Source organism: Bacillaceae bacterium S4-13-56, from assembly GCA_040191315.1.
Lineage (GTDB): Bacteria > Bacillota > Bacilli > Bacillales > JAWJLM01 > JAWJLM01.
This window is the reverse complement of the sequence record JAWJLM010000015.1, coordinates 1-22,103: the sequence shown is the minus strand read 5'-3', so window position 1 is coordinate 22,103 and position 22,103 is coordinate 1. Positions and strand designations below refer to the sequence as shown.

General features: G+C 33.2%; 18 protein-coding genes. All 18 read left to right on the top strand.

Annotated features, from left to right (window positions below; translation table 11 throughout):
- The first annotated feature begins 13 nt into the window (after window positions 1-13).
- The 18 genes from RZN25_06295 to RZN25_06210 all read left to right on the top strand — a co-directional run bounded on the left by RZN25_06295 (window position 14) and on the right by RZN25_06210 (window position 21,915).
- Window positions 14-1,858, top strand: a complete 1,845-nt coding sequence (locus RZN25_06295) for a nucleoside-diphosphate sugar epimerase/dehydratase (GenBank protein MEQ6376436.1) — start codon at window positions 14-16, stop codon at window positions 1,856-1,858.
- 561 nt (window positions 1,859-2,419) lie between these two features.
- Window positions 2,420-2,785: a type II secretion system protein gene (locus RZN25_06290; GenBank protein MEQ6376435.1), complete on the top strand. Its 366-nt coding sequence runs from the start codon at window positions 2,420-2,422 to the stop codon at window positions 2,783-2,785.
- Between the two features lie 1,060 nt (window positions 2,786-3,845).
- Window positions 3,846-4,472 carry a sugar transferase gene (locus tag RZN25_06285; GenBank protein ID MEQ6376434.1) on the top strand — a complete coding sequence of 209 codons (627 nt, stop codon included), beginning with the start codon at window positions 3,846-3,848 and terminating at the stop codon, window positions 4,470-4,472.
- A complete protein-coding gene (locus tag RZN25_06280) occupies window positions 4,469-5,320 on the top strand; it encodes an NAD-dependent epimerase/dehydratase family protein (GenBank protein ID MEQ6376433.1) in 852 nt (283 codons plus the stop codon). Before RZN25_06285 ends, RZN25_06280 begins: the two co-directional genes overlap by 4 nt.
- A gap of 1 nt (window position 5,321) precedes the next feature.
- On the top strand, window positions 5,322-6,434 hold the full coding sequence (locus RZN25_06275) for a glycosyltransferase family 4 protein (protein ID MEQ6376432.1): 1,113 nt from the start codon (window positions 5,322-5,324) through the stop codon (window positions 6,432-6,434).
- On the top strand, window positions 6,424-7,326 hold the full coding sequence (locus tag RZN25_06270; protein ID MEQ6376431.1) for an ATP-grasp fold amidoligase family protein: 903 nt from the start codon (window positions 6,424-6,426) through the stop codon (window positions 7,324-7,326). Before RZN25_06275 ends, RZN25_06270 begins: the two co-directional genes overlap by 11 nt.
- Before the next feature lie 20 nt (window positions 7,327-7,346).
- Window positions 7,347-8,438, top strand: a complete 1,092-nt coding sequence (locus RZN25_06265; protein MEQ6376430.1) for a CapA family protein — start codon at window positions 7,347-7,349, stop codon at window positions 8,436-8,438.
- 2 nt (window positions 8,439-8,440) lie between these two features.
- Window positions 8,441-9,652, top strand: coding sequence for a glycosyltransferase (locus tag RZN25_06260; GenBank protein MEQ6376429.1), 1,212 nt, complete (start codon window positions 8,441-8,443; stop codon window positions 9,650-9,652).
- A 105-nt stretch (window positions 9,653-9,757) separates the two neighbouring features.
- Window positions 9,758-10,822 (top strand): glycosyltransferase family 4 protein, encoded by a 1,065-nt coding sequence (locus RZN25_06255; protein MEQ6376428.1) that lies wholly within the window; start codon window positions 9,758-9,760, stop codon window positions 10,820-10,822.
- Window positions 10,819-12,132, top strand: coding sequence for a hypothetical protein (locus RZN25_06250; GenBank protein ID MEQ6376427.1), 1,314 nt, complete (start codon window positions 10,819-10,821; stop codon window positions 12,130-12,132). Before RZN25_06255 ends, RZN25_06250 begins: the two co-directional genes overlap by 4 nt.
- Window positions 12,133-13,269 carry a glycosyltransferase gene (locus tag RZN25_06245; protein MEQ6376426.1) on the top strand — a complete coding sequence of 379 codons (1,137 nt, stop codon included), beginning with the start codon at window positions 12,133-12,135 and terminating at the stop codon, window positions 13,267-13,269. It abuts the gene before it with no gap.
- 1 nt (window position 13,270) lies between these two features.
- Window positions 13,271-14,620 (top strand): hypothetical protein, encoded by a 1,350-nt coding sequence (locus RZN25_06240; GenBank protein MEQ6376425.1) that lies wholly within the window; start codon window positions 13,271-13,273, stop codon window positions 14,618-14,620.
- A gap of 12 nt (window positions 14,621-14,632) precedes the next feature.
- A complete protein-coding gene (locus RZN25_06235) occupies window positions 14,633-15,670 on the top strand; it encodes a nucleoside-diphosphate sugar epimerase/dehydratase (GenBank protein ID MEQ6376424.1) in 1,038 nt (345 codons plus the stop codon).
- A gap of 15 nt (window positions 15,671-15,685) precedes the next feature.
- Complete coding sequence (locus RZN25_06230) at window positions 15,686-16,798, top strand: capsular polysaccharide biosynthesis protein CapF (GenBank protein MEQ6376423.1); 1,113 nt, start codon at window positions 15,686-15,688, stop codon at window positions 16,796-16,798.
- Window positions 16,799-16,801: 3 nt separating this feature from the next.
- Window positions 16,802-17,974, top strand: coding sequence for a UDP-N-acetylglucosamine 2-epimerase (non-hydrolyzing) (wecB, locus tag RZN25_06225; GenBank protein ID MEQ6376422.1), 1,173 nt, complete (start codon window positions 16,802-16,804; stop codon window positions 17,972-17,974).
- A 117-nt stretch (window positions 17,975-18,091) separates the two neighbouring features.
- Window positions 18,092-19,324, top strand: a complete 1,233-nt coding sequence (locus tag RZN25_06220; GenBank protein MEQ6376421.1) for an ISL3 family transposase — start codon at window positions 18,092-18,094, stop codon at window positions 19,322-19,324.
- A 211-nt stretch (window positions 19,325-19,535) separates the two neighbouring features.
- Entirely contained in the window at window positions 19,536-20,891 is a 1,356-nt protein-coding gene (locus RZN25_06215) for a UDP-glucose/GDP-mannose dehydrogenase family protein (protein MEQ6376420.1), read from the top strand.
- Window positions 20,884-21,915 carry an SDR family NAD(P)-dependent oxidoreductase gene (locus RZN25_06210; GenBank protein MEQ6376419.1) on the top strand — a complete coding sequence of 344 codons (1,032 nt, stop codon included), beginning with the start codon at window positions 20,884-20,886 and terminating at the stop codon, window positions 21,913-21,915. The genes RZN25_06215 and RZN25_06210 overlap by 8 nt, the downstream gene beginning before the upstream one ends.
- The last annotated feature ends 188 nt before the right edge of the window (window positions 21,916-22,103 follow it).

The window sequence follows — 22,103 nt, the reverse complement described above, 5'->3', positions numbered from 1 at the left end:
GGGGGGTCTATTCATGTCACTTAGAAAACGTATTGGGATCTTAGTAATAGTTGATTCTTTCATTGTGTTAACTGCCATTTATATTAGTAACTTTTTCTTAAATCCAAATGTTCACTTGCTTATGTATGATATTCTACTAGTCAGTTCGGTTGCTTTATTAACATTCCATCATATTTTTTCGTGGCATTATAAACTTTATAAAAAAGCATGGGAGTATGCGAGTATTCGGGAACTAATCGCGATTTTTAAGGCGGTTAGTTTATCGATTTTAATGACTGCTGCTGTTCAATTGGTTGTTTTCCAAAACATAGCTTTACGTACATTAACGATTACGTTTATGTTACATATCCTACTTATTGGAGGATCGCGTTTTTCGTGGCGAGTGTTTCGTGACCGCTATTTAGCAAGTGCATCTAACCAAAAGCGAACTTTGGTTGTTGGAGCGGGTGCTGCTGGGACGATGGTTGTAAGGCAGTTAATCAATAACAAGGAGGCCCACTTACAGCCCGTTGCTTTTGTCGATGATGATCTGAGGAAACAACATCTTGAAATTCATGGTGTTCCTGTTCTAGGTGGAATCCATGATATTGCTGAGATTGTAAAAGAACGCGAAATTGAAAATATTGTTATTGCTATTCCTTCCCTTAGTAAAAAGGAGTTAAATGAGATTTTTCAAGAATGTACGAAAACTTCTGCAAAAACGAAAATCCTTCCTATGATTGAGGATCTTATGGAAGGGAATGTTTCGGTAAACTCTTTTCGAGATGTACAGGTGGAGGATTTATTAGGTCGCGAGCCTGTTCAGTTAGATAATAAGGGGATCGCTGAAAATTTATCTGGAAAAGTGGTGCTTGTAACGGGAGCGGGTGGATCGATAGGATCTGAGATTTGCCGGCAAGTGTCCAAGTTTAAACCTGCAAAAATGATTTTGTTAGGACATGGGGAAAACAGCATTTATACGATTGAGATGGAGCTGCTAGGAACGATTGGTTCTTCTATTGAAATTGTGACGGAGATTGCGGATGTCCAGGACCGGGATAAAATGTTTGACGTGATGGATAAGTACAAGCCGGATGTGGTCTATCATGCAGCGGCTCATAAGCATGTTCCGTTAATGGAGAGAAATCCAGAAGCGGCTGTGAAAAACAATGTCATTGGAACGAAAAATGTAGCTGAAGCCGCGAGTAGCTTTGGAGTTGGTTCCTTTGTTATGGTTTCTACGGATAAGGCGGTAAATCCAACGAGTGTGATGGGGGCATCGAAGCGGTTAGCTGAAATGATTGTGCAAAATATGGACGCGGCTAGCAAAACTAGATTTGTAGCGGTGCGCTTTGGGAATGTACTGGGAAGTCGTGGAAGTGTCATTCCGTTATTTAAAAAGCAGATTGAAAAAGGTGGACCAGTGACGGTTACCCATCCAGACATGGTGCGTTATTTCATGACGATTCCTGAAGCTTCTCGTTTAGTGATTCAAGCTGGTGTCTTGGCCAAAGGTGGAGAGATCATTGTGCTCGATATGGGAGATCCTGTGAAGATTGTGGATCTTGCGAGTAATCTTATTAAACTATCAGGACATTTGGTTGAGGATATAGGGATTAAGTTTACGGGAATTCGTCCTGGTGAGAAGATGTTTGAGGAATTGCTGGGTAAGAATGAGGTTCATGACGAACAGGTGTATCCGAAGATTTATGTAGGGAAGACATCGGAGCTGTATATGGAAGAGATTGAGAATGTGATTAGAGAGTTTGGAGAGATGGAACCTTCGGTTTTGAGGGAGACACTTCTAGAGCTAGGTAATAGGAGGGTGGAGAAGGTCAGGGTTTCTTCTCCTTCGGAGAAAAGGGTTGTGACAGGGTAGAGGTGTGGGGGGTGCTTGGGTATTTTAGGGATACACACCTTTCGGTGTTTGGAGATGTACACTTTTCTGTTTTAGAGATTTACACATCTTTCTATTTTAGAGATTTACACACCTTTCGGTGTTTGGAGATACACACCTTTCTATTTTAGAGATTTACACATCTTTCTATTTTAGAGATTTACACACCTTTCGGTGTTTGAGATGCACATCTTTCTGTTTTAGAGATTTACACATCTTTCGGTGTAGTTATTGTAGTTCCTGCTTATTTTAATTTTGGGTTAAATTTAAGGAAGATGTGTGGGAAAGTAATAGGGAAAATGTTAAATTTATGTAGGGAAGACTTTGATGTTGTATATGGAAGAGATTAGGAATGTGATTTGAGAGTTTGGAGAGATGGAACCTTCGGTTCTGAGAGAGACACTTCCAATTCCTTGGGAATAGGAAGGTGGAGAAGCAGGTTGTGACAGGGTAGTATTATAGGGTAGGGGAATAGCTGTTTTAGGGATGACACCTTTCTATTTTAGAGATACACACCTTTCGGTGTTTGGAGAGGAACTGTATATGAAGAAGAAGTATAAAGCCAATGGGTTTACTTTGATAGAGATTTTAGCAGTGATTGTTATTTTGGGACTTATTGTAGCTATCGCAGTTCCTGCTTATTCTAATGTTGTGGCTAAATCTAAGGAAGATGTGTGTGAAAGTAATAGGGAAGAAGTTAAGAGAATGTACCACACAGACTTAACTATAAATGGCCTGGATCATTCAGGCTTTTACTTTGTAGATTATTTAGCGACATATGATGGAGATGTTTGTCCTGAAAATGGGGTAATGACTTACCATGATGGGGTAGTGAATTGTAGTATTCATTCAGAGGATCTGTCTAATGAGAATGATAGTAATGATGGCGTTGGGGTTCCTTTTTTTTAGGTTTAGGGAGGTCGATTTAAGGCCTCTCGGCCTTGGTAGTTAGGTTGTGATTGGATGGATTGAGGGAACTGACTATCGTTGTTAGATGAACACAATATGTAGTGTTGGAAATAGTGTAAATTTGCACATTTAATACAATATATTGATTTTATCTATAGTGCATACTCTTTTTTGATCAATCGAAAAAGATAAAAAGGTCTATTTTAACCTAAAATATGGAAGTTCAGATTTTGAATACGTTGATTTGACGGGGTTTTTGGTAACCTAAAAATGGAGAAAAGATTGAATAAAAAGACGGAAGTAAGAATGGCGTATAGATCAACACAAGATATAGTATCTAAAAACCCTCAAAAATCAATAAATGATACAATATGTGGATTTCATCTATTGTTCATACTGGTCTTGGGGTTACTATGTACTAGATAAAATAGATAAAAAACAGTCATTTGTAAAAATATGGATTGTAAAAACGTTGATTTAACAGGCTTTTTAAGTAAGAATATTCTGAAAACAGATTGAACAAATTCAAGGAAGTCAGAATGGACAAGAGATAACATCTATATGTTGTGTTATTTTTGGTTGAAAATCAATAATATATACAATATATGCATATTATCTAAAGCCTATACTGGTCTTGGGGTTACTATGTACTAGATAAAATAGATAAAAAACAGTCATTTGTAAATATCTGGATTGTGAAAATGTTGATTTAACAGGGTTTTTAAGTAAGAATATTCTGAAAACAGATTGAACTCGTGGAAGGAACTGACTATCGTTGTTAGATTGAACGCTAGAAACCTTGCAGGATAAGGGTTTGGGACGCTTTTAGTTAGATTTATAGATTGATTGAATGGTATATATAATAGGAAGAAACTCGGTTTTGGGTGGTAAACAAGATTATCTATTCCGTATTTGCTTGGTAGATTGAATAGATATTACGAGGTGAGTATCAGAAATCGATAACAATTTTAGTGGTTTAGTAGTTGGTTGGAATGGAAGAATATCATATTCTAATTAAGTCCTAATCTACTAAAGAACAAATTTTAAGGAGTGTAGCTGGATGTATATGAAGGTTAAAAGATTGATAGATATTATACTTTCTTTAATTGGACTTATAGTTTTATCACCTATTTATTTACTTTTAATAATTGCTATTAAGATTGACTCAAGAGGTCCGGTTCTGTTTAAACAAAAGCGTGTTGGAATTAATAAGACTCATTTTAATATATTAAAATTCCGTACTATGAGAATAGACACGCCAAAGGACACACCTACACATTTGCTAGAAAATCCTGAGCAGTATATTACTAGAATGGGTAAATTTTTAAGGAAAACCTCTCTTGATGAGCTGCCACAGATTTGGAATATCTTTGTTGGTCAAATGAGTATTATTGGTCCGAGACCGGCATTATGGAATCAATATGACTTGATAGCAGAACGAGATAAGTATGGAGCTAATGATGTTCCTCCAGGACTTACTGGGTGGGCTCAAATTAATGGTAGAGATGAACTTCCTATTGAGATAAAGGCAAAACTAGATGGGGAGTACGTTGAAAGAATTAGTCTTTGGATGGATGTTAAGTGCTTCTTTGGGACAATCGTAAGTGTTGTAAAAAGCGATGGGGTTGTTGAAGGTGGAACTGGAGTTAAGAAGGAAGTTGCTACTAAGGAGAGTATTTCCAAATGAAACGAATACTGATAACAGGTAAAAATAGCTATATAGGTACGAGCCTAGAGAAGTGGCTTGAAAAGTATCCTGATAAATATTTCGTTGATTCGATTAGTCTAAGAGATGATTCATGGAAGGAAAAGGACTTTTCGAAGTATGATGTTGTGTTCCATGTGGCTGGGATAGCACATATAAAGGAAACGAAAGAAAACGCAAATCTTTATTATAAGGTGAACCGTGATTTGGCATACGAAGTTGCCCAAAAGTCAAAAACTGAAAGGGTCAAGCAGTTCATATTCCTCAGTTCTATGAGTGTTTATGGAATTGAAACTGGTGTTATTGATAAGGACTCGCCTCTTAATCCAAAAAGTAATTATGGAAAATCTAAGCTAGAAGCAGAAAAGTTAATTACAAATTTAGAAGATAGTCTTTTTAAAGTTGCAATACTAAGACCACCTATGATTTATGGAAAAGGTTGCAAGGGTAATTATACTAAGTTGGCAAAACTCGCACTAAAAACACCTATTTTTCCGGAGATAGACAATAAGCGCAGTATGATATATATAGATAATTTATCAGAGTTTGTTAAGAGCGTAGTTGATAATAGTGGGAGTGGTATATTTTTTCCACAGAATAATGACTATGTGAACACAAGTAGAATGGTTGAATTAATTGCAAAGGCACATGGGAAGAGGATCTTATTAACTGAGATATTTAATCCTTTATTAATTTTAATCAAAAGGAACGAAACAGTTAGTAAAGTATTTGGTAACTTGATTTATGAAGAAACTCTATCTAGAAATAGTAACGTTCAATTTAATAGCTTTGTTGATTTTGAGGAATCGATAAGGTTGACGGAGGATTAAAATGAAAAAAGTTGTAATACTCTCAAACCATCATGCATATACGTACAACTTCCGTAAGGAGATTATACAAAGACTTTTAAATCAAAACTATAAAGTTTATGTAGTCCTGCCTTATGGTGAGAAAGTTGAACTTTTAAAACAGATGGGATGTGTATTTATTGATTTGCCTCTTGATAGAAGAGGAATGAATCCAATAACTGATTTGAGGCTGCTGTTAAGTTATTACAAAATTATTAAAAAAATCAAGCCTGATGCGGTCCTGTCTTATACTGTAAAGCCGAATATATATGGTGGGTTAGTTTGTGGACTCCAAAATATTCCGTTTTTTCCTAATGTAACAGGGCTCGGAACTGCAGTAGAAAATGAAAGTCTAATTCAAAAATTATTAGTGCAAATGTATAGAGTTGCATATAAGAAAGCAAGTTGTATATTCTTTCAAAATGAAGAAAATCAACAGTTTTTCAAAAATAATAAGATTGCAATAAAAAGGTCAAGGAAAATACCTGGGTCTGGTGTAAACACACAATATTTTTCATTACTTCCTTACCCATCTGATGAAACAATTGAATTTGTATTCATATCGAGGATTATGAAGGAAAAAGGAATAGACCAATTTTTAGAGGCGGCTGAATTTATCAGAGGAAAGTATCGGAATACAAAATTTCATGTTTTAGGGTTTTGTGAAGAAGACTATGAACAAAGGCTGCAAGAATTACAGGATAAAGAAATAATCCATTATCATGGAATGCAAAGTGATGTTCGGGAGTTTCATAAAATATCTCATTGTACAATTCATCCAACTTACTATCCTGAGGGAATGTCAAATGTACTTTTAGAAAGTGCTGCATCTGGAAGGCCAGTTATTACAACAAATAGAAGTGGATGTAGAGAAATTGTAGACGATGGTGTAAATGGTTATATAGTAGAACAACAGAACAGCAAAGATTTAATTGATAAGATTGAAAAATTTATTAATTTAGATTATGAAGCGAAAAGACAAATGGGGATATCTGGGAGAATTAAGGTTGAAAAAGAGTTTGATAGAGAGATTGTGGTAAATGCTTATTGTGAAGAAGTAGCTCACGTATTGGGGGATTCGATGAATGGATTATAAAAAGCTAATACCTAGCCAACAATTAAGATTGAAAATTTTAAAATTAGCAGACTTTTTACCGGATAAATTAATGATTAAACTTCAATATAAAATAGCAACAGGAAGGAAGCTGAATTTAAAAAAACCTGAAAGATTTACTGAAAAATTGCAGTGGTATAAATTACACTATCGAGACCCATTAATTACCAAATGCTCAGATAAGTATAGTGTTCGAGAATATATTGCCTCTAAAGGATATGAGGATATCCTAGTCCCATTGTACGGAGTATATGACCGGGCAGAAGATATCAATTTTGAAAAATTACCTAATAAGTTTGTACTAAAAACTACAAATGGTAGTCATTCTAATATTCTGTGCGAGGACAAATCGACTTTGGATATTAAATCTACAAGGGAAACGTTAAATAGATGGTTAAAAGCTTGGAACGGAAAGGTTGGTCGAGAATGGGGATATTATAATATCAAACCAAGAATTATTTGTGAGGAGTATTTAGATAAAGATGAAAATAACGACTTAATTGATTATAAATTTTTCTGTTTTAATGGTGAACCTGTATGTTTGTACGTTATAGTAGATAGATATTTGGAGGATGGTATAAAGCTCGGAATATATAATCTGGAATTTGAAAAATTACCATATCGACGAGTTGATATACGCGGGTTAACCTCAAATCCCAATAAGCCAAAAAACTTCGAAAAAATGATCGAAATCGCAAAAGTTCTTTCTAAAGATTTCCCTCATACGAGAGTTGATCTTTACAATATAGACGGTAAAATCTACTTCGGGGAATTAACCTTTTATAATGGAAGTGGTTATAAGGGATATATTCCCGATGAATTTGATTTTATTCAAGGAGAGAATTTTATTCTTCCTTCACCGTTTAAGTCCTAATACTTTGGAGGCAACTTATTATGAAAATAGCATTTTTAGGGGATATCGCATTAATTGGAAAATATGATATAACTAAAAATTCAGACGTTAAGCAAAGGTTAAAACCTTTATCTACCAAGTTGGAAGAATATGATTATGTTATTGGGAATTTAGAGTCTCCGTTAACAGATGAAAAAAATACATTAATATGCAAATCAATGCATTTGAAAACCTCAACATTAAATGTAGAATTATTAAAATATCTCCATATAGATGCGGTCTCTCTTGCAAATAATCATGTTTATGATTATGGGTTGAAAGGATTTCTAGATACAATTAACACTTTGGAAAATAATGGTATAGATTGGTTTGGTGCAAATCTTAAAGATCTTACTAAAGAAATTAATGGTGAAAAAATTACTTTCAGCGGTTTTTGCTGCTACAGTACTAATGGTTCTGGGTATATAGAAGAAAATAATCGTAAGGGGGTAAATTTGCTTACTTATGATAATGTAATGAGGCAAGTTAGAAAAGATAAAGAAAGTGAATCTTTTAGTATTATGTCCTTCCATTGGGGAGATGAACACACGAATTATCCTAAGTATGAGCATAAAAAGTTTGCAGAAAAAATTGCAAATAATAATGATGTGATAATTTATGGCCATCATCCCCATGTAATACAAGGTATTCAAAAATTAAACAATTCATTAGTCGCATATAGTTTAGGTAATTTCTTGTTTGATGACTGTACCTCAATAACTGGTGGATTAGTATTAAAACAGAATTCCCAAAATAAGAAATCTTTTATTTTAGATATTGAAATAAAAAATAGGTCAATAATTGATCAGAAGTATCATGGTTTTCGAGAAGATGAAAATGGATTTGTTTTTTACGATATAGAAAACGAAATTGATGAGATATCAAAACCATTAAATAAAATTGAGTCTATTGATAAATATGAAGAAACAAGAAAAATGCAAATAAATAAAGTAAGAGAAGAGAAATTCGGAGAGAGAGATATAAACTGGTTGATTAGTAGAATGAATTATTACTCAATAGGTGCTTTTTTAACTGCAAAGTTGCGAAGGAAAAAGTATATGAAAGAAGCAGTGAAATTTTTAGGTGGGAATTAATTATGAAAAAGACTGTGTTATATATAGGTAATTTTTCATTTCCCTTAGGAAATGCTGCAGGAAAAAGGGTATACGCTAATGGGAAAATTTTAAGAGAACTTGGATATGAAGTAATTTTTATAGGGATGGATAAGGAAGTTGATAGTTCTTTAAATGGTACAAAAAGTGAATATGAAGGATTCACTTTTTATAATTTTCCATATCCTAAGAGAAGTATGGAATGGATTAGTTACAGGAAAACATTTAGTGATTTAATTAAATTTTTGAATACAGAAGAAATAGTTAATAGTTTAGATCTAGTCATATATTATGGTAGCCCTACTTTATCAATTTTCAATATGAAACTTATTAGATACTGTAAAAGAAAAAAAATAAGTGTAATAGCTGATTGCGTCGATTGGCTAACTACTAAAACAAATAACCCAGTTTTTGATTTAATTAAGTGGGCTGATAATACCTACCAAAAAGCTTATGTTAATAAGAAAGCGGATGGCGTTATCGCAATCACTAACTATTTGTCGGATTATTACAAGAAAAGAGGTAGTAAAACAGTTGTAATACCACCGCTATCGCCAATTGAAAATTTAAATTCAAAAACTGTTCATAAAAAAAGTGATATAAAAATTATCACCTATGCTGGGTTACCTTTTAGAAAAGGACAGCCGGTAGTAGATTGTAAGAAATTAAAAGATAGAATAGATAAGACTGTAATCTTACTTTGTAAACTGAAGCGAAAAGGAGTCAGTTTCGTTTTTAATATTTATGGTTTTACAAAAGAAGAATATTTAATAGCAATTCCTTCGCAAAAAGTTTTTATAGAAGAATTAGGAGATAGCATAATTTTCAATGGGCATATGCATAATGAGATAGTTGTTGAACGGGTAAGTAATTCGGACTTCACTATATTACTTAGAGATATTAACAGGGATACAACTGCAGGATTTCCAACCAAAATATCTGAGAGTATTAGTTGCGGCACCCCTGTAATAACTACAGATACAAGCGATTTAGGTGAATATATAGTAGAAGGAAAAAATGGTTTTTTTATTGAAATTGAAGATGAAGAAAAGGCTTCAGAAACTTTAAAAAATATTTTAGAACAGAAAATGGAAGATATCCTTTTGATGAAGAATTATTGCAAGAATTCAAAAACCTTCCACTATAGGGGTAAATTATCTCAGATGGCTGAGCTAATAGAAAAAATAAATGAGTGAGTTTTTAATATAAAGAACTTTTAGATTTATACTTTTTGTTAATGTTAACATAATTTTTACATCGGTATTTATTATGGAATACATTTTTAGGAGAGGGTCAAATTAATGAAAAGAGTTATGATAACCTTTCGAGAGGGTGGCGAGAATGGAGGCCCCTTTAATAGTCATAAGAGAATTATAAATAGTAATTTAAATGAAAAATATGAATTTATTCCCTTAGTTATTCCTAAAGGAAGGTTAGGGGTAATTAATATCAGATTAACCAAATATCTGATTCGTGAGATTCGTAAAGAAAATCCTGATATTATTCATTTTAGTGGTTTAGAATTAGGTGGTTTTCATGTTGCATTAGCATGCAAAATAATTGGAGTAAATAAATCAGTTGTAGCTATTCATGGAAGTACGAGCGAATCAATTTCTTATAATAAAACATTTTTTAAGAAAAGAATTATATCATTTTTGGAATTCTTAACATTAAAGTGGACTAGATATAGCTATGGTGTAAGTGAGTACGTTAGTAGTTGGTCCAAGGTTAAAATGCATGGTAATAATTATTTTGGTCATATATACAATATGGTGAGTGTAGAAGTTGACCAAAGTAAAAGGATATCAATTAAAGAACAACTAAGTATTCCTAATGGAACTCGGATAGCTGTTTCAACTGGCAGGATAGTAACAGAAAAAGGTTATGATATCTTGACAGATGTTATAAAAAGAGATGTTAATGAAAATCTTGTTTATGTCATCGTGGGTGATGGCGATTATCTTCCAGAGATGAAGAAGAGATTGAAAAAAGAAATAGAAAATAGAAAAGTTTACTTTTTGGGATACAGAGAAGATGTTCTTGATATTTTATCTGAATGTGATTTATGTGTAATGGCAACTCTGCATGAAACATTGTGTATGTCTTTGGCGGAAGCTGCTTTTATGGGGCTCGCTTTAGTTGCAAGTAATGTTGGAGGTATTCCAGAAATAATTGTTGAGGGGTATAATGGGTATCTTATTGAAAAGGGCAATGTATTGGAATTCAATAATAAAATTAATGAAATAGTAACCGATAAGGAACTGCTGGCCAAAATGAAAGTGAATTCTAAAATTCATGCGAAAGAAAAGTTTAGTAACTTAACTATTGAGAGTCAACTTGAAAAGCTATATGAGGGAATTAAATGAAACAAATAAAAGGTGCTTTAGTATTAATAGTTGCATTAACAGCTACTTTCCCATTGATGTTTTGGATTCCAAGTATTGAGGCTATATCCATCTTTTGTATGTTGATTTGGTTTGTACTAAATACATTTGATAAACCCAGAATGCATAATCGAACAAATGCTGTATATTATTTTTTCAGTATGATATTTTTAGCATATATTTCATTAGTTCCATATTTAGCAGGAAACTCCACTATTGGGAATAGATATCTAAATTTATTTGCAATTCCCTTTTTTTATATTGTCTATAAGGAGAATGCTGATCGATCTAATTTTAAACTAAATATTAAATTAGTGATAATGATAATCTCCTTATCAGCAATAACTTTTATTAAAACTGTAAGTGAAATTTTAAATAATCCCTATATTATACGGACTATTAAAAGTTCGGGTTCTTATACACTTAATACTTTAAGGGAAGGTATTGGTGGGTACTCATTTTTATATTTTTTTATTTTTGTTGGAATAATATCATTTGGAATCCTAACAGGCTTAAAGCAATTTGGGGGATTTCGAAATAAAAGGGTTATTAAATTTATACTTTTTATCATAATAATTAGTTCAATAGTGCTAGCAATATTGTCAAATTACCTGACCGCAATTTTTCTAATGTTGCTGGGGATTATTCCAGTATTTATCGTAGGTTTATTTAAATTTAAATCCAAAAGGATAATAATATGTACTTTGTTAGTACTTCCTGTTTTATTGATGGTTTGGAAAAAAATTGCGAGTGTGGTCATTAGTGCTCTTATTAATATAATTGGTGAAGGCTATACAAGTGAAAGATTGTCAGTATTCAATGATTACTTTTTATATGGAAGTGAACTAGTATCAGTAACTGAGGATCGAAATTTAAGGATGGATCTTAGCATTGAAAGTTTTCTTAATAACCCTCTGTTGGGTTTAGTAACGACTAAAATTGAATATTCAAATGGTTACTTAACAGGTTTTGGTCAACACTCATACATTTTGGACACATTTGCACTTTTTGGGCTATTTATTGGTTTATTAAACCTATATTTATTAATTTACCCATTTGCAGTAAGAATCAAAAGAAGTAACAATATAATAAGGTTCTTAAATATAATTATTCTTGCATTAACATTATTTTTCTTCTTCATTAATAACGCAGTGGGATCTATTGGTTTTGCGGTTTATTTTATGTTCCCAGTATTATGCGACTTTTTGGAAAAAATGATGAAAAAAGATGAATTAATAGTTATATTAAAATCAAAAAATGAAAATAACCCTTTGAGTAAGAGGAAGATATAAATGAGAAAAATTAAGTATATAGCTTTTTATTCAAGTAGTGCAGATAGCGAAAATCGACAATCAGCTTTGTCTGCTTCTAATAAAATTGATTATATTTGTAAAGCATTAATTAAAAATAATTATAATGTTGAAATTATTTCACCTAGTTGGACCAATAACACTACAGGTTTCTATAAAGGTGGGAATAAGAAGATAGCTGATAATATTAATTTAAGAACCTTCGCAACTTTTGGGAGTAAGAATAAAGTACAAAGGATATTTAAATATCTATTTTCTCTAATTCAATTATTCTTTTATTTGTTAATTAACACCAATAAACATGAAATAGTTATTGTTTATCATTCGGTAGTTTTATCAACTCCTATTAGGCTTGCAAAGTTTTTTAAAAAATTCAAACTAATTTTGGAAGTAGAAGAGATCTATCAAGACTTTCAGACATTCTCTAAATATATGAAGAGAAATGAATATAAATTTTTTAATGCTGCTGACAAATTTATTTTTCCTACGGAACTTCTTAATGAAAAAATTAATTCAAAAGGAAAACCACATTCGATTATATATGGAACATATCAAGTTGAATGGGATAGAGAAATTAGGTTTAATGACGAGAAAATACATGTAGTTTACGCTGGTACTTTTGACCCTAGAAAAGGCGGGACTGCTGCTGTTTCTGCTGCAACTCATCTTCCTGATAAATATCATGTACACATAATTGGATTCGGTAATGAAGAGCAAAAAAGAAATATCATAGAACTAATTTCAGAAACTAAGAAAACATCTAAATGTGAAATTTCCTTTGATGGATTGCTTAAGGGAGAAGAGTATATTAGGTATTTACAGAGTTGCGATATTGGCTTAAGTACACAAAAGCTGGATGCTTCATTTAATAATACATCTTTCCCGTCAAAAATTTTATCATATATGGCTAATGGACTACGAGTAGTTTCAGTTCGAATAAAAGCAATTGAATTGTCTGCTATTGGGAATGCTATTTATTACTATGATGAGCAAACTCCCGAGGCGATAGCAAAAGCTATAATGTCAATAGATACAAAGGAATCTAGTGAAAGTAAAAAGCTAATAAAAAAACTTGATGAGGAATTCGTTCACAATATAAGAGAATTATTGGAGAATTAATATGTTTAAGCTTTCTAAGCTAAAAAGGACAGTAAACAATGAAAATAATAAAATAATATTAAATAACGTTATTGGTGCTTTTTTGGTTAAGGGTGGAGCATTATTTGTTTCATTACTAACTATGCCTGCATATCTTAAATATTTTGATAACCAACAGATATTAGGTTTGTGGTTTACCATTTTATCAGTTTTATCATGGATATTGACATTTGATTTAGGAATTGGAAATGGATTAAGGAACCATCTGGTACATGCATTAGTAGCTAGAAATGATTTATTAGCAAAAAGGTATATATCCTCTGCTTATATTGCTATTGGTGCAGTAGTAATACTAATATCATTTTTATCAATAATACTATTTAGGCTTATAAATTGGAATATAATCTTTAATATATCTTCTACTATAGTTTCTAAGGAAACACTTTATATTACGGTATGTATAGTTTTTAGTGGAATAATGCTACAATTTTTATTCAAACTAATTACATCAATACTATACGCAATGCAAAAATCTGCTCTTATTAACTTATTAAGTTTAATCACTAGTATTACTATTTTAATATATGTGTCGGTAGCAAAGTCTACAGATATATCCACTAACCTAGTTTCATTAGCAATTGTATATCTATTAGCAGTAAATATACCACTATTAATCACAACCATAATAGTATTTTCAACAAAATTAAAAAATAGTAAGCCGAACATAAAATATTTTGGAAAAAAGTATGCTACTGATGTAATGAAGTTGGGTGGCATTTTCTTTTGGGTCCAAATAATGTATATGGTTATAACAACTACAAATGAATTTTTAATTACCTGGTTAACCGGACCAGAAATGGTTGTTGAATACCAAATTTATAATAAATTATTTACTTTGATAGGTACTTTGTTTACTTTGGCATTAACTCCTATTTGGTCGGCAGTTACAAAAGCTCTATCTGAAAAGAATTATGCCTGGATTAAGAGACTTTACAAAACTTTAAAATTAATGGCTCTACTTGCTGTAATATGTCAATTTGCTATGATCCCATTCTTACAATTTGGTGTTAATCTATGGCTTGGAGACAATTCAATACAGGTAAATTATGTATATGCTATTGCCTTTGCTTTATCTGGTAGTATTTTGATTTGGAACGGAGTACTATCGAGTATAGCTAATGGATTTGGTGAACTAAAAATACAAAGCATATTCTTTACTATTGGAGCTATTATTAAGATACCTATTGCATGGATTCTTGTAATGGTTTTTGAGTCATGGATATCTGTTATAGTTGCCAATATTATTGCTATGAGTTTGTATTGCATTGTACAACCGATTTGGTTGAATAGATTTTTAAATAAAAAGAATTAGGAGATGAAAGTTATGTTTAAAAATAAAACATTATTAATTACAGGTGGAACGGGCTCTTTCGGTAATGCCGTTATGGAAAGATTTCTAGGCACTGATATAAAAGAAGTTCGTATATTTTCACGGGATGAAAAAAAACAAGATGATATGAGAAAGCATTATAAAAATGAAAAATTAAAGTTCTATATTGGGGATGTTAGGGATTTAGCTAGTGTTAAAAATGCAATGCATGGTGTTGATTATATTTTCCATGCTGCAGCCTTGAAACAAGTTCCGTCTTGTGAATTTTTTCCCCTAGAAGCAGTGAAAACAAATGTACATGGTACAGATAATGTGTTGACCGCCGCTATTGAATATGGTGTAAAAAAAGTTATTTGCTTATCAACTGATAAAGCAGCATACCCAATTAATGCAATGGGAATATCGAAGGCTATGATGGAAAAGGTTTTTGTTGCTAAATCTAAAACCGTGGAACCAGATAGGACGCTTATTTGTGGAACCAGATATGGTAATGTAATGGCATCACGTGGATCGGTTATTCCATTATTTATTGAACAAATAAAGAGTGGGCAGCCTTTAACAGTAACGGATCCTAATATGACAAGATTTCTTATGAGTTTAGAAGAAGCAGTAGAGTTAGTAGTATTTGCATTTCAAAATGCTCAGGCAGGTGATATTATGGTTCAAAAATCTCCAGCTAGCACTATTGGAGACCTTGCTCAAGCTGTAAAAGAACTATTTAAGGCGGATAATGAAATAAAAATTATTGGAACGCGCCATGGAGAGAAACGTTACGAAACACTTCTTACGAAAGAAGAATACGTAAAGGCAGAAGATTTACCTGGTTTCTATAGAGTTCCTGCTGATCAAAGAGATCTTAACTATGATAAGTATTTTGCAGAGGGAGACCAAAAGCTAACTACTGTAGAAGAATATAATTCTGATAATACACAAATTCTTAGCGTAGAAGAAATTAAAGAAAAATTACTTGAATTAGATTATGTGCAAAGTGAGCTTAAGGAATGGAATAAAAAGGTTCATGTAATGAACTAAAGGTGGTATTTACTGATGAAGATACTTGTAACAGGCGCAAAAGGTTTTGTAGGTAAAAATCTTATCGCTGAGCTTAAAAATAAAGGATACAATGATATATTTGAGTTTACTAGGAATAGTAATCCTTCACTACTTGAAGAATATACAAGACATTGTGATTTTGTGTTTCATTTAGCTGGCGTAAACAGACCAAAAAATGAAAATGAATTTATGGAGGGAAATTTTAGTTTTACTTCTAAATTGCTAAAACTATTGAAGAAAAATGACAATAAAGCTCCAGTACTTATTACTTCTTCGATTCAAGCAGATAAGGAAAACCCTTACGGAAGAAGTAAGAAAGCTGGAGAGGATTTAATATTCAATTATTATTATGAAACTGATGCAAAAGTTTATGTGTATCGACTACCAAACTTATTTGGTAAGTGGAGTAAACCTAACTATAATACTGTAGTAGCCACATACTGCCATAATATAGCAAGAAATTTAGATATTCAAATAAACAACCCGGATGCAGAGCTTAATCTTTGTTATATAGATGATGTTTTAGAAGAATTCATGAGGGCTCTTGAAGGAAACCCTACTATACAAGATGATGATTTCTGTGTTGTACCTGTAACGCATAATATAAAACTTGGAGAATTGGCGAACGTTATAAAAAGTTTCAAAGAAAGTAGATCAAATTTATCTATTCCTAATATGGAAGATGCACTAACTAAGAAGCTTTATAGCACATACTTAAGCTTTTTACCAGAAGATCAGTTTTCTTATGATCTAAAAATGAATTGTGATCATAGAGGTTCTTTTACAGAATTTATGAGGACACCGGAAAGAGGACAAGTTTCTGTAAATGTATCAAAACCTGGGATTACAAAAGGGAATCATTGGCATCATACTAAAAATGAGAAATTTTTGGTTGTTAGCGGTGAAGGTTTAATTCGCTTTAGAAAGATAGATTCTGATGAAATTATTGAGTATAGAGTAAGTGGAGAGAGGCTACAGATTGTTGATATTCCTACCGGATATACACACTCAATTGTCAATGTAGGAGAAAGTGACCTCGTAACAGTAATGTGGGCAAATGAATGCTTTGACCCAGAAAAGCCGGATACTTATTTTGTGGAGGTATAATTAATGAAGAAATTAAAGGTCATGACAGTCGTAGGTACTAGGCCAGAGATTATAAGATTGTCGGCTGTTATAAATAAATTAGATGAATCAGATGCAATTGAACATACTCTTGTCCATACGGGACAAAACTATGATTATGAGTTAAACGAAGTGTTCTTTAAGGATTTTAATTTAAAAAAGCCAGATTATTTTCTTAATGCTGCTACTGGAACCGCAGTAGAAACAATAGGAAATATATTAGTTAAAATAGATCCAGTTATGGAAGAAGTAAAACCAGATGCATTCTTAGTACTAGGAGATACAAATAGCTGCTTATGTGCCATCGCAGCAAAAAGACGTCATATTCCTATATTCCATATGGAAGCAGGAAATAGATGTTTTGACCAAAGAGTTCCAGAAGAAACAAATAGAAAGATTGTAGACCATACAGCAGATATTAATTTGACCTATAGTGATATTGCGAGAGAATATCTTCTTAGAGAAGGATTCCCTTCAGATAGGATTATTAAAACAGGAAGTCCTATGTTTGAAGTTCTAAACTCTAGAAAAGGCGACATAGATAGTTCAAATGTATTAGAAAGATTAGACTTAGAAGAAGGTAACTACTTTGTAGTATCGGCTCATAGAGAAGAAAATATCAGTTCTGATATCAATTTCTTAGATTTAGTTGATAGTTTAAATGCGATTGCTGAAAAGTATAATATGCCTGTAATTGTAAGTACACATCCTAGAACTAGAAAAATGATCGAGGCTAAAGGAATAGAATTCAATCCTTTAGTGAAAACTATGAAACCTTTAGGGTTTAATGATTATATAAAGCTTCAACAAAATGCAAAGGCTGTTCTTAGTGATAGCGGAACAATTAGTGAGGAATCTTCTATTCTAGGGTTTAGGGCACTTAATATAAGACAAGCCCATGAGAGACCAGAAGCGATGGAAGAAGCGTCTGTGATGATGGTTGGGTTAGGAAAAGAAAGAGTATTACAAGGACTTGAGGTGCTAGAAACTCAAGATAAAAGTACATTAAGGCTTGTTGGAGATTATAGTATGCCTAATGTATCAGATAAAGTGCTGCGAATAATATTATCTTACACTGATTATATAAACAGAGTTGTTTGGGGAAAAAATAAAACTTGTAATTCTTCCTATAGTGTACAAAAGGCATATTGCGATTAGTAGATAAGCAAAATAGCCTAATTTTTAGCTTCTTCGCTATTTAGTGTTTAGTCTAATGTTTCATAAAGCTGTCCATACTAGGTAAAAACTATTAAATTACCTAGGAGTGTTTGCCTTATGGAAGATTTCCAAGAAAAGTATAATGTGTTCCAATCTGCGTTAGAAATACCTGAGCCATGGTATGTTTTTCATCATGAATTAGCTAAGGAAGAAAAAACATTGCACATCTATATTGAGTATAGAAAGGGTGCTGAATTTTCATGTCCCAACTGCGGTGCATCTGGCTGTAAAGTTCATGATATTCAAGATCAAGATCGCACATGGCGCCATCTTGATTTTTGGCAATATCGTACTCTTTTACACGCTAGAATGCCTCGAGTAAATTGTGATTCTTGTGGCAAAATACGTACAGTAATAATTGATTGGGCACGTCCTGGTGCAGGTTTTTCCTTATTATTTGAGTACCATGCCTTATCATTAATGGTTGAAATGCCAGTTGCAGCAGTAGCCCGTAAAGTTGGTGAGCATGACACCCGGCTTTGGCGTGTATTTAAACACTATGTCAACAAAGAAGTTGAAAAAATTGATGTATCTAATGTGACACGTATAGCCATGGATGAAACTTCTAGAACAAGGGGACACAATTACGTAACATTGTTCGTTGATTCCGATACGAAGCGTGTTATTTTTGTCACTACAGGCAAAGGTGCCGAAGTACTGCAGGAATTCTGCCAATTCCTTGATCATAAGGGTGTTTCACCCTCTCAGATAGAGGAATTCTGTTGTGATATGTCTCCATCATTTATTTCAGGAATTGAAGAAAACTTTCCAAACGCTTCAATTACATTTGACAAATTTCATGTTATGAAAATGGTTAATGAAGCATTGGATAAGGTCCGTAGACAAGAACAAGCCACACAGCCAGAGTTAAAGAAATCACGCTATGTATGGCTTAAAAATCAAGAAAACCTTACCAAAAAACAAGAAAGAACATTTGCCAAATTAAAGGATCTTGACTTAGCGACAGGGCGTGCATATCGAATGAAATTATCCCTTCAGAATATGTTTACCAGGTCGCCAATCATTTCCAAAATGTATTTTGACGAATGGTATAACTGGGCGATACGTTCTCAGCTGACGCCTATGATCAAGCTGGCCAAGTCGCTTAAAAAACATAAAGACGGTATCTTAAGATGGTTTGAAACCAAACTGACCAATGGTTTACTTGAAGGGATAAACAGTCTCGTTCAAGCAGCTAAAAGGAAAGCCCGTGGATATCGCACGACGGATAATTTTATTGCCATGATCTACGCAACAGTTAATAAGCTGGATTTGATTGTTGAATACTGACTAGGCTAGTTCCTTTGTTTGCTTGCCGACCATACCTTAGGTGTTTTATAGGTTGTCAAGTGCTCTCCTTGACTAGCTATAAAACACCTAAGACAATACTGGCATCAAACAAGGAATGATAGATTCAACTAAGCTCTAGTAAATTGTTTTTTCAACACTAAATAGCGATGAGCCAATTTTTATTATTCAAAAAGTGAAGGAAGGCGTTACTATGTACAAAATAGCAGTGGCAGGAACAGGTTACGTCGGCTTAGTTGCCGGCGTTTGTTTTGCTGAAGTAGGTCATCAAGTAACCTGTGTTGATATAGATGAAAAAAAAGTAGAATTAATGAAAGCTGGAGTTTCTCCAATTTATGAAACAGGTTTAGAAGAGTTAATGAAAAAAAATTATTCTGCTGGAAGAATTGAGTATACAACTGATTTTAATTCTGCCTACAAAGATGCTGATGCAATTTTTATTGGTGTTGGGACACCTGAGCAACCTGATGGTTCTGCAAATTTATCATACATTGCTACTGTTGCTAGGCAAATTGCTGAATCAGTAGAAAAAGATTGTCTAGTAGTAGTTAAATCGACAGTTCCAGTTGGAACAAATGATAAAGTAGAACAATTTATTCAGGACTTTTTAGTCAAAGATGTTAAAGTGGAAGTAGCATCAAACCCTGAATTCTTAGCACAAGGCTCTGCCGTTCATGATACTCTTCATGCTGAGAGGATCATTATTGGAACTGAAAGTAAATGGGCTGAGGAATTATTAATGAAAATTTATGAACCGTTTCATTTACCGATTGTTTCAGTGAATAGGAGATCGGCAGAAATGATCAAATATGCTTCTAATGACTTCCTTGCATTAAAAATTTCGTATATGAACGACATAGCCAATCTTTGTGAATTGGTTGGAGCGGATATTCAGGATGTAGCTAAAGGAATGAGCTTTGATGAGCGTATTGGAAGTAAGTTCTTAAATGCGGGGATTGGCTTTGGTGGATCATGTTTCCCTAAGGATACAAAAGCACTTGAGTATATTGCTAAACAGAACGGTTATGAACTCAAAACGGTTAAAGCGGCTATTGATGTAAATAAAGAGCAGAAAACAATGCTTTATAAGAAAGCTAGTAATAGACTTATTACATTTAGCGGGCTTAAGGTTGCGGTATTAGGATTAACTTTTAAGCCTGGAACTGATGATTTAAGAGAGGCAGCATCACTTGAGAATGTGCCTTTATTGTTAGAACAAGGAGCAAACATTTATGCATTTGATCCTGTGGGAGCAGAGAATTTTGCTAAATTTCACCCAGAAGGCAAAAACGGAAAAGGTAGCATTACTTATGTTTCCAATATCGAACATGCTTTGGAAGATGCCAATGTCTGCTTTATCTTTACAGAATGGGAAGAAGTAAAAGCAATAACGCCGGACACTTATAAAAAATTAATGAGAACACCATTAGTTTACGATGGCAGAAACATTTATGGTGTTGAGGATATGCAAAAAGCAGGAGTAGAGTATCACTCAATCGGAAGAAAACCTGCAATTAGAGAAGCTGCTAAGGAGTCGAAGAATCTTTAACTACAAAACTCTTAACACTAGTAAAACATTTCTTATCACCGGGGCAGCAGGTTTTATTGGATACTACTTATCAAGAAAGCTACTAGAACAGGGATGCAAGGTAATTGGTGTTGATAACGTCAATGACTACTATGATGTGAACCTGAAACATACTCGTTTAGGTAATTTGGAGCCTTATGAGAAGTTTACTTTTATTAAAGGTGACATATCGGACAAAGATTTGGTAATGAAAACCTTCGAAGAGTACAAGCCTAATGTTGTAGTAAACTTAGCTGCTCAAGCAGGAGTAAGGTATTCGATAGAGAACCCGGATGTCTATATTCAAAGTAATATTATTGGCTTTTATAATATCCTTGAGGCCTGCAGATATAATCCAGTGGATCATCTTGTATATGCGTCATCTAGTTCAGTTTATGGTGCCAATAAAAAAGTTCCATTTGAAGAGACAGATTTTGTAGATAATCCAGTATCACTTTATGCATCTACAAAAAAATCAAATGAATTGATGGCTCATACGTATAGCCACCTCTACAAGATTCCAGCTACAGGGCTTCGATTCTTTACTGTTTACGGCCCAATGGGTCGACCAGATATGGCCTATTTTGGATTTGCAAATAAATATTTTGCGGGTGAACCTATTAAGATTTTTAATAATGGAGATTTTGAGAATGATCTTTACCGTGACTTTACTTTTATCGATGACATCGTTGAGGGGATTGAACGATTATTAAGTAACCCACCTGAAGGTGATGTTCAACATAAAGTCTTTAACATTGGGAACAATAGTCCAGAAAAGTTGATGGTATTTATTGAAACACTTGAGAAAGCATTAAGTAATGCATTAGGCAAAGAAGTACAATTTGAAAAGATCTTTGAACCAATTAAGCCTGGTGATGTACCGGCTACTTATGCCTCAACAGATCAATTGCAAAAAGCTGTGGGCTTTAAACCGGAAACTTCAATAGAAGAAGGACTTCAGATGTTTGCAGACTGGTATGTAGATTATTATAATTTGAAGAACTAAAAACATTTACCCGCTGGGCCTTTGATATGGCTTGGCGGGCTTATTTGTGTTGGACTTATTATCTCTCTGAAGTTTTTCATAGCTATTCTACTCTATATTTACTCAACATCTCTTCTTTTGAAATCTTACCCCATTCTAGATCTATCAACATGAAGGTATGGTCACAGTGACGCCCCGGAATTTGTCGA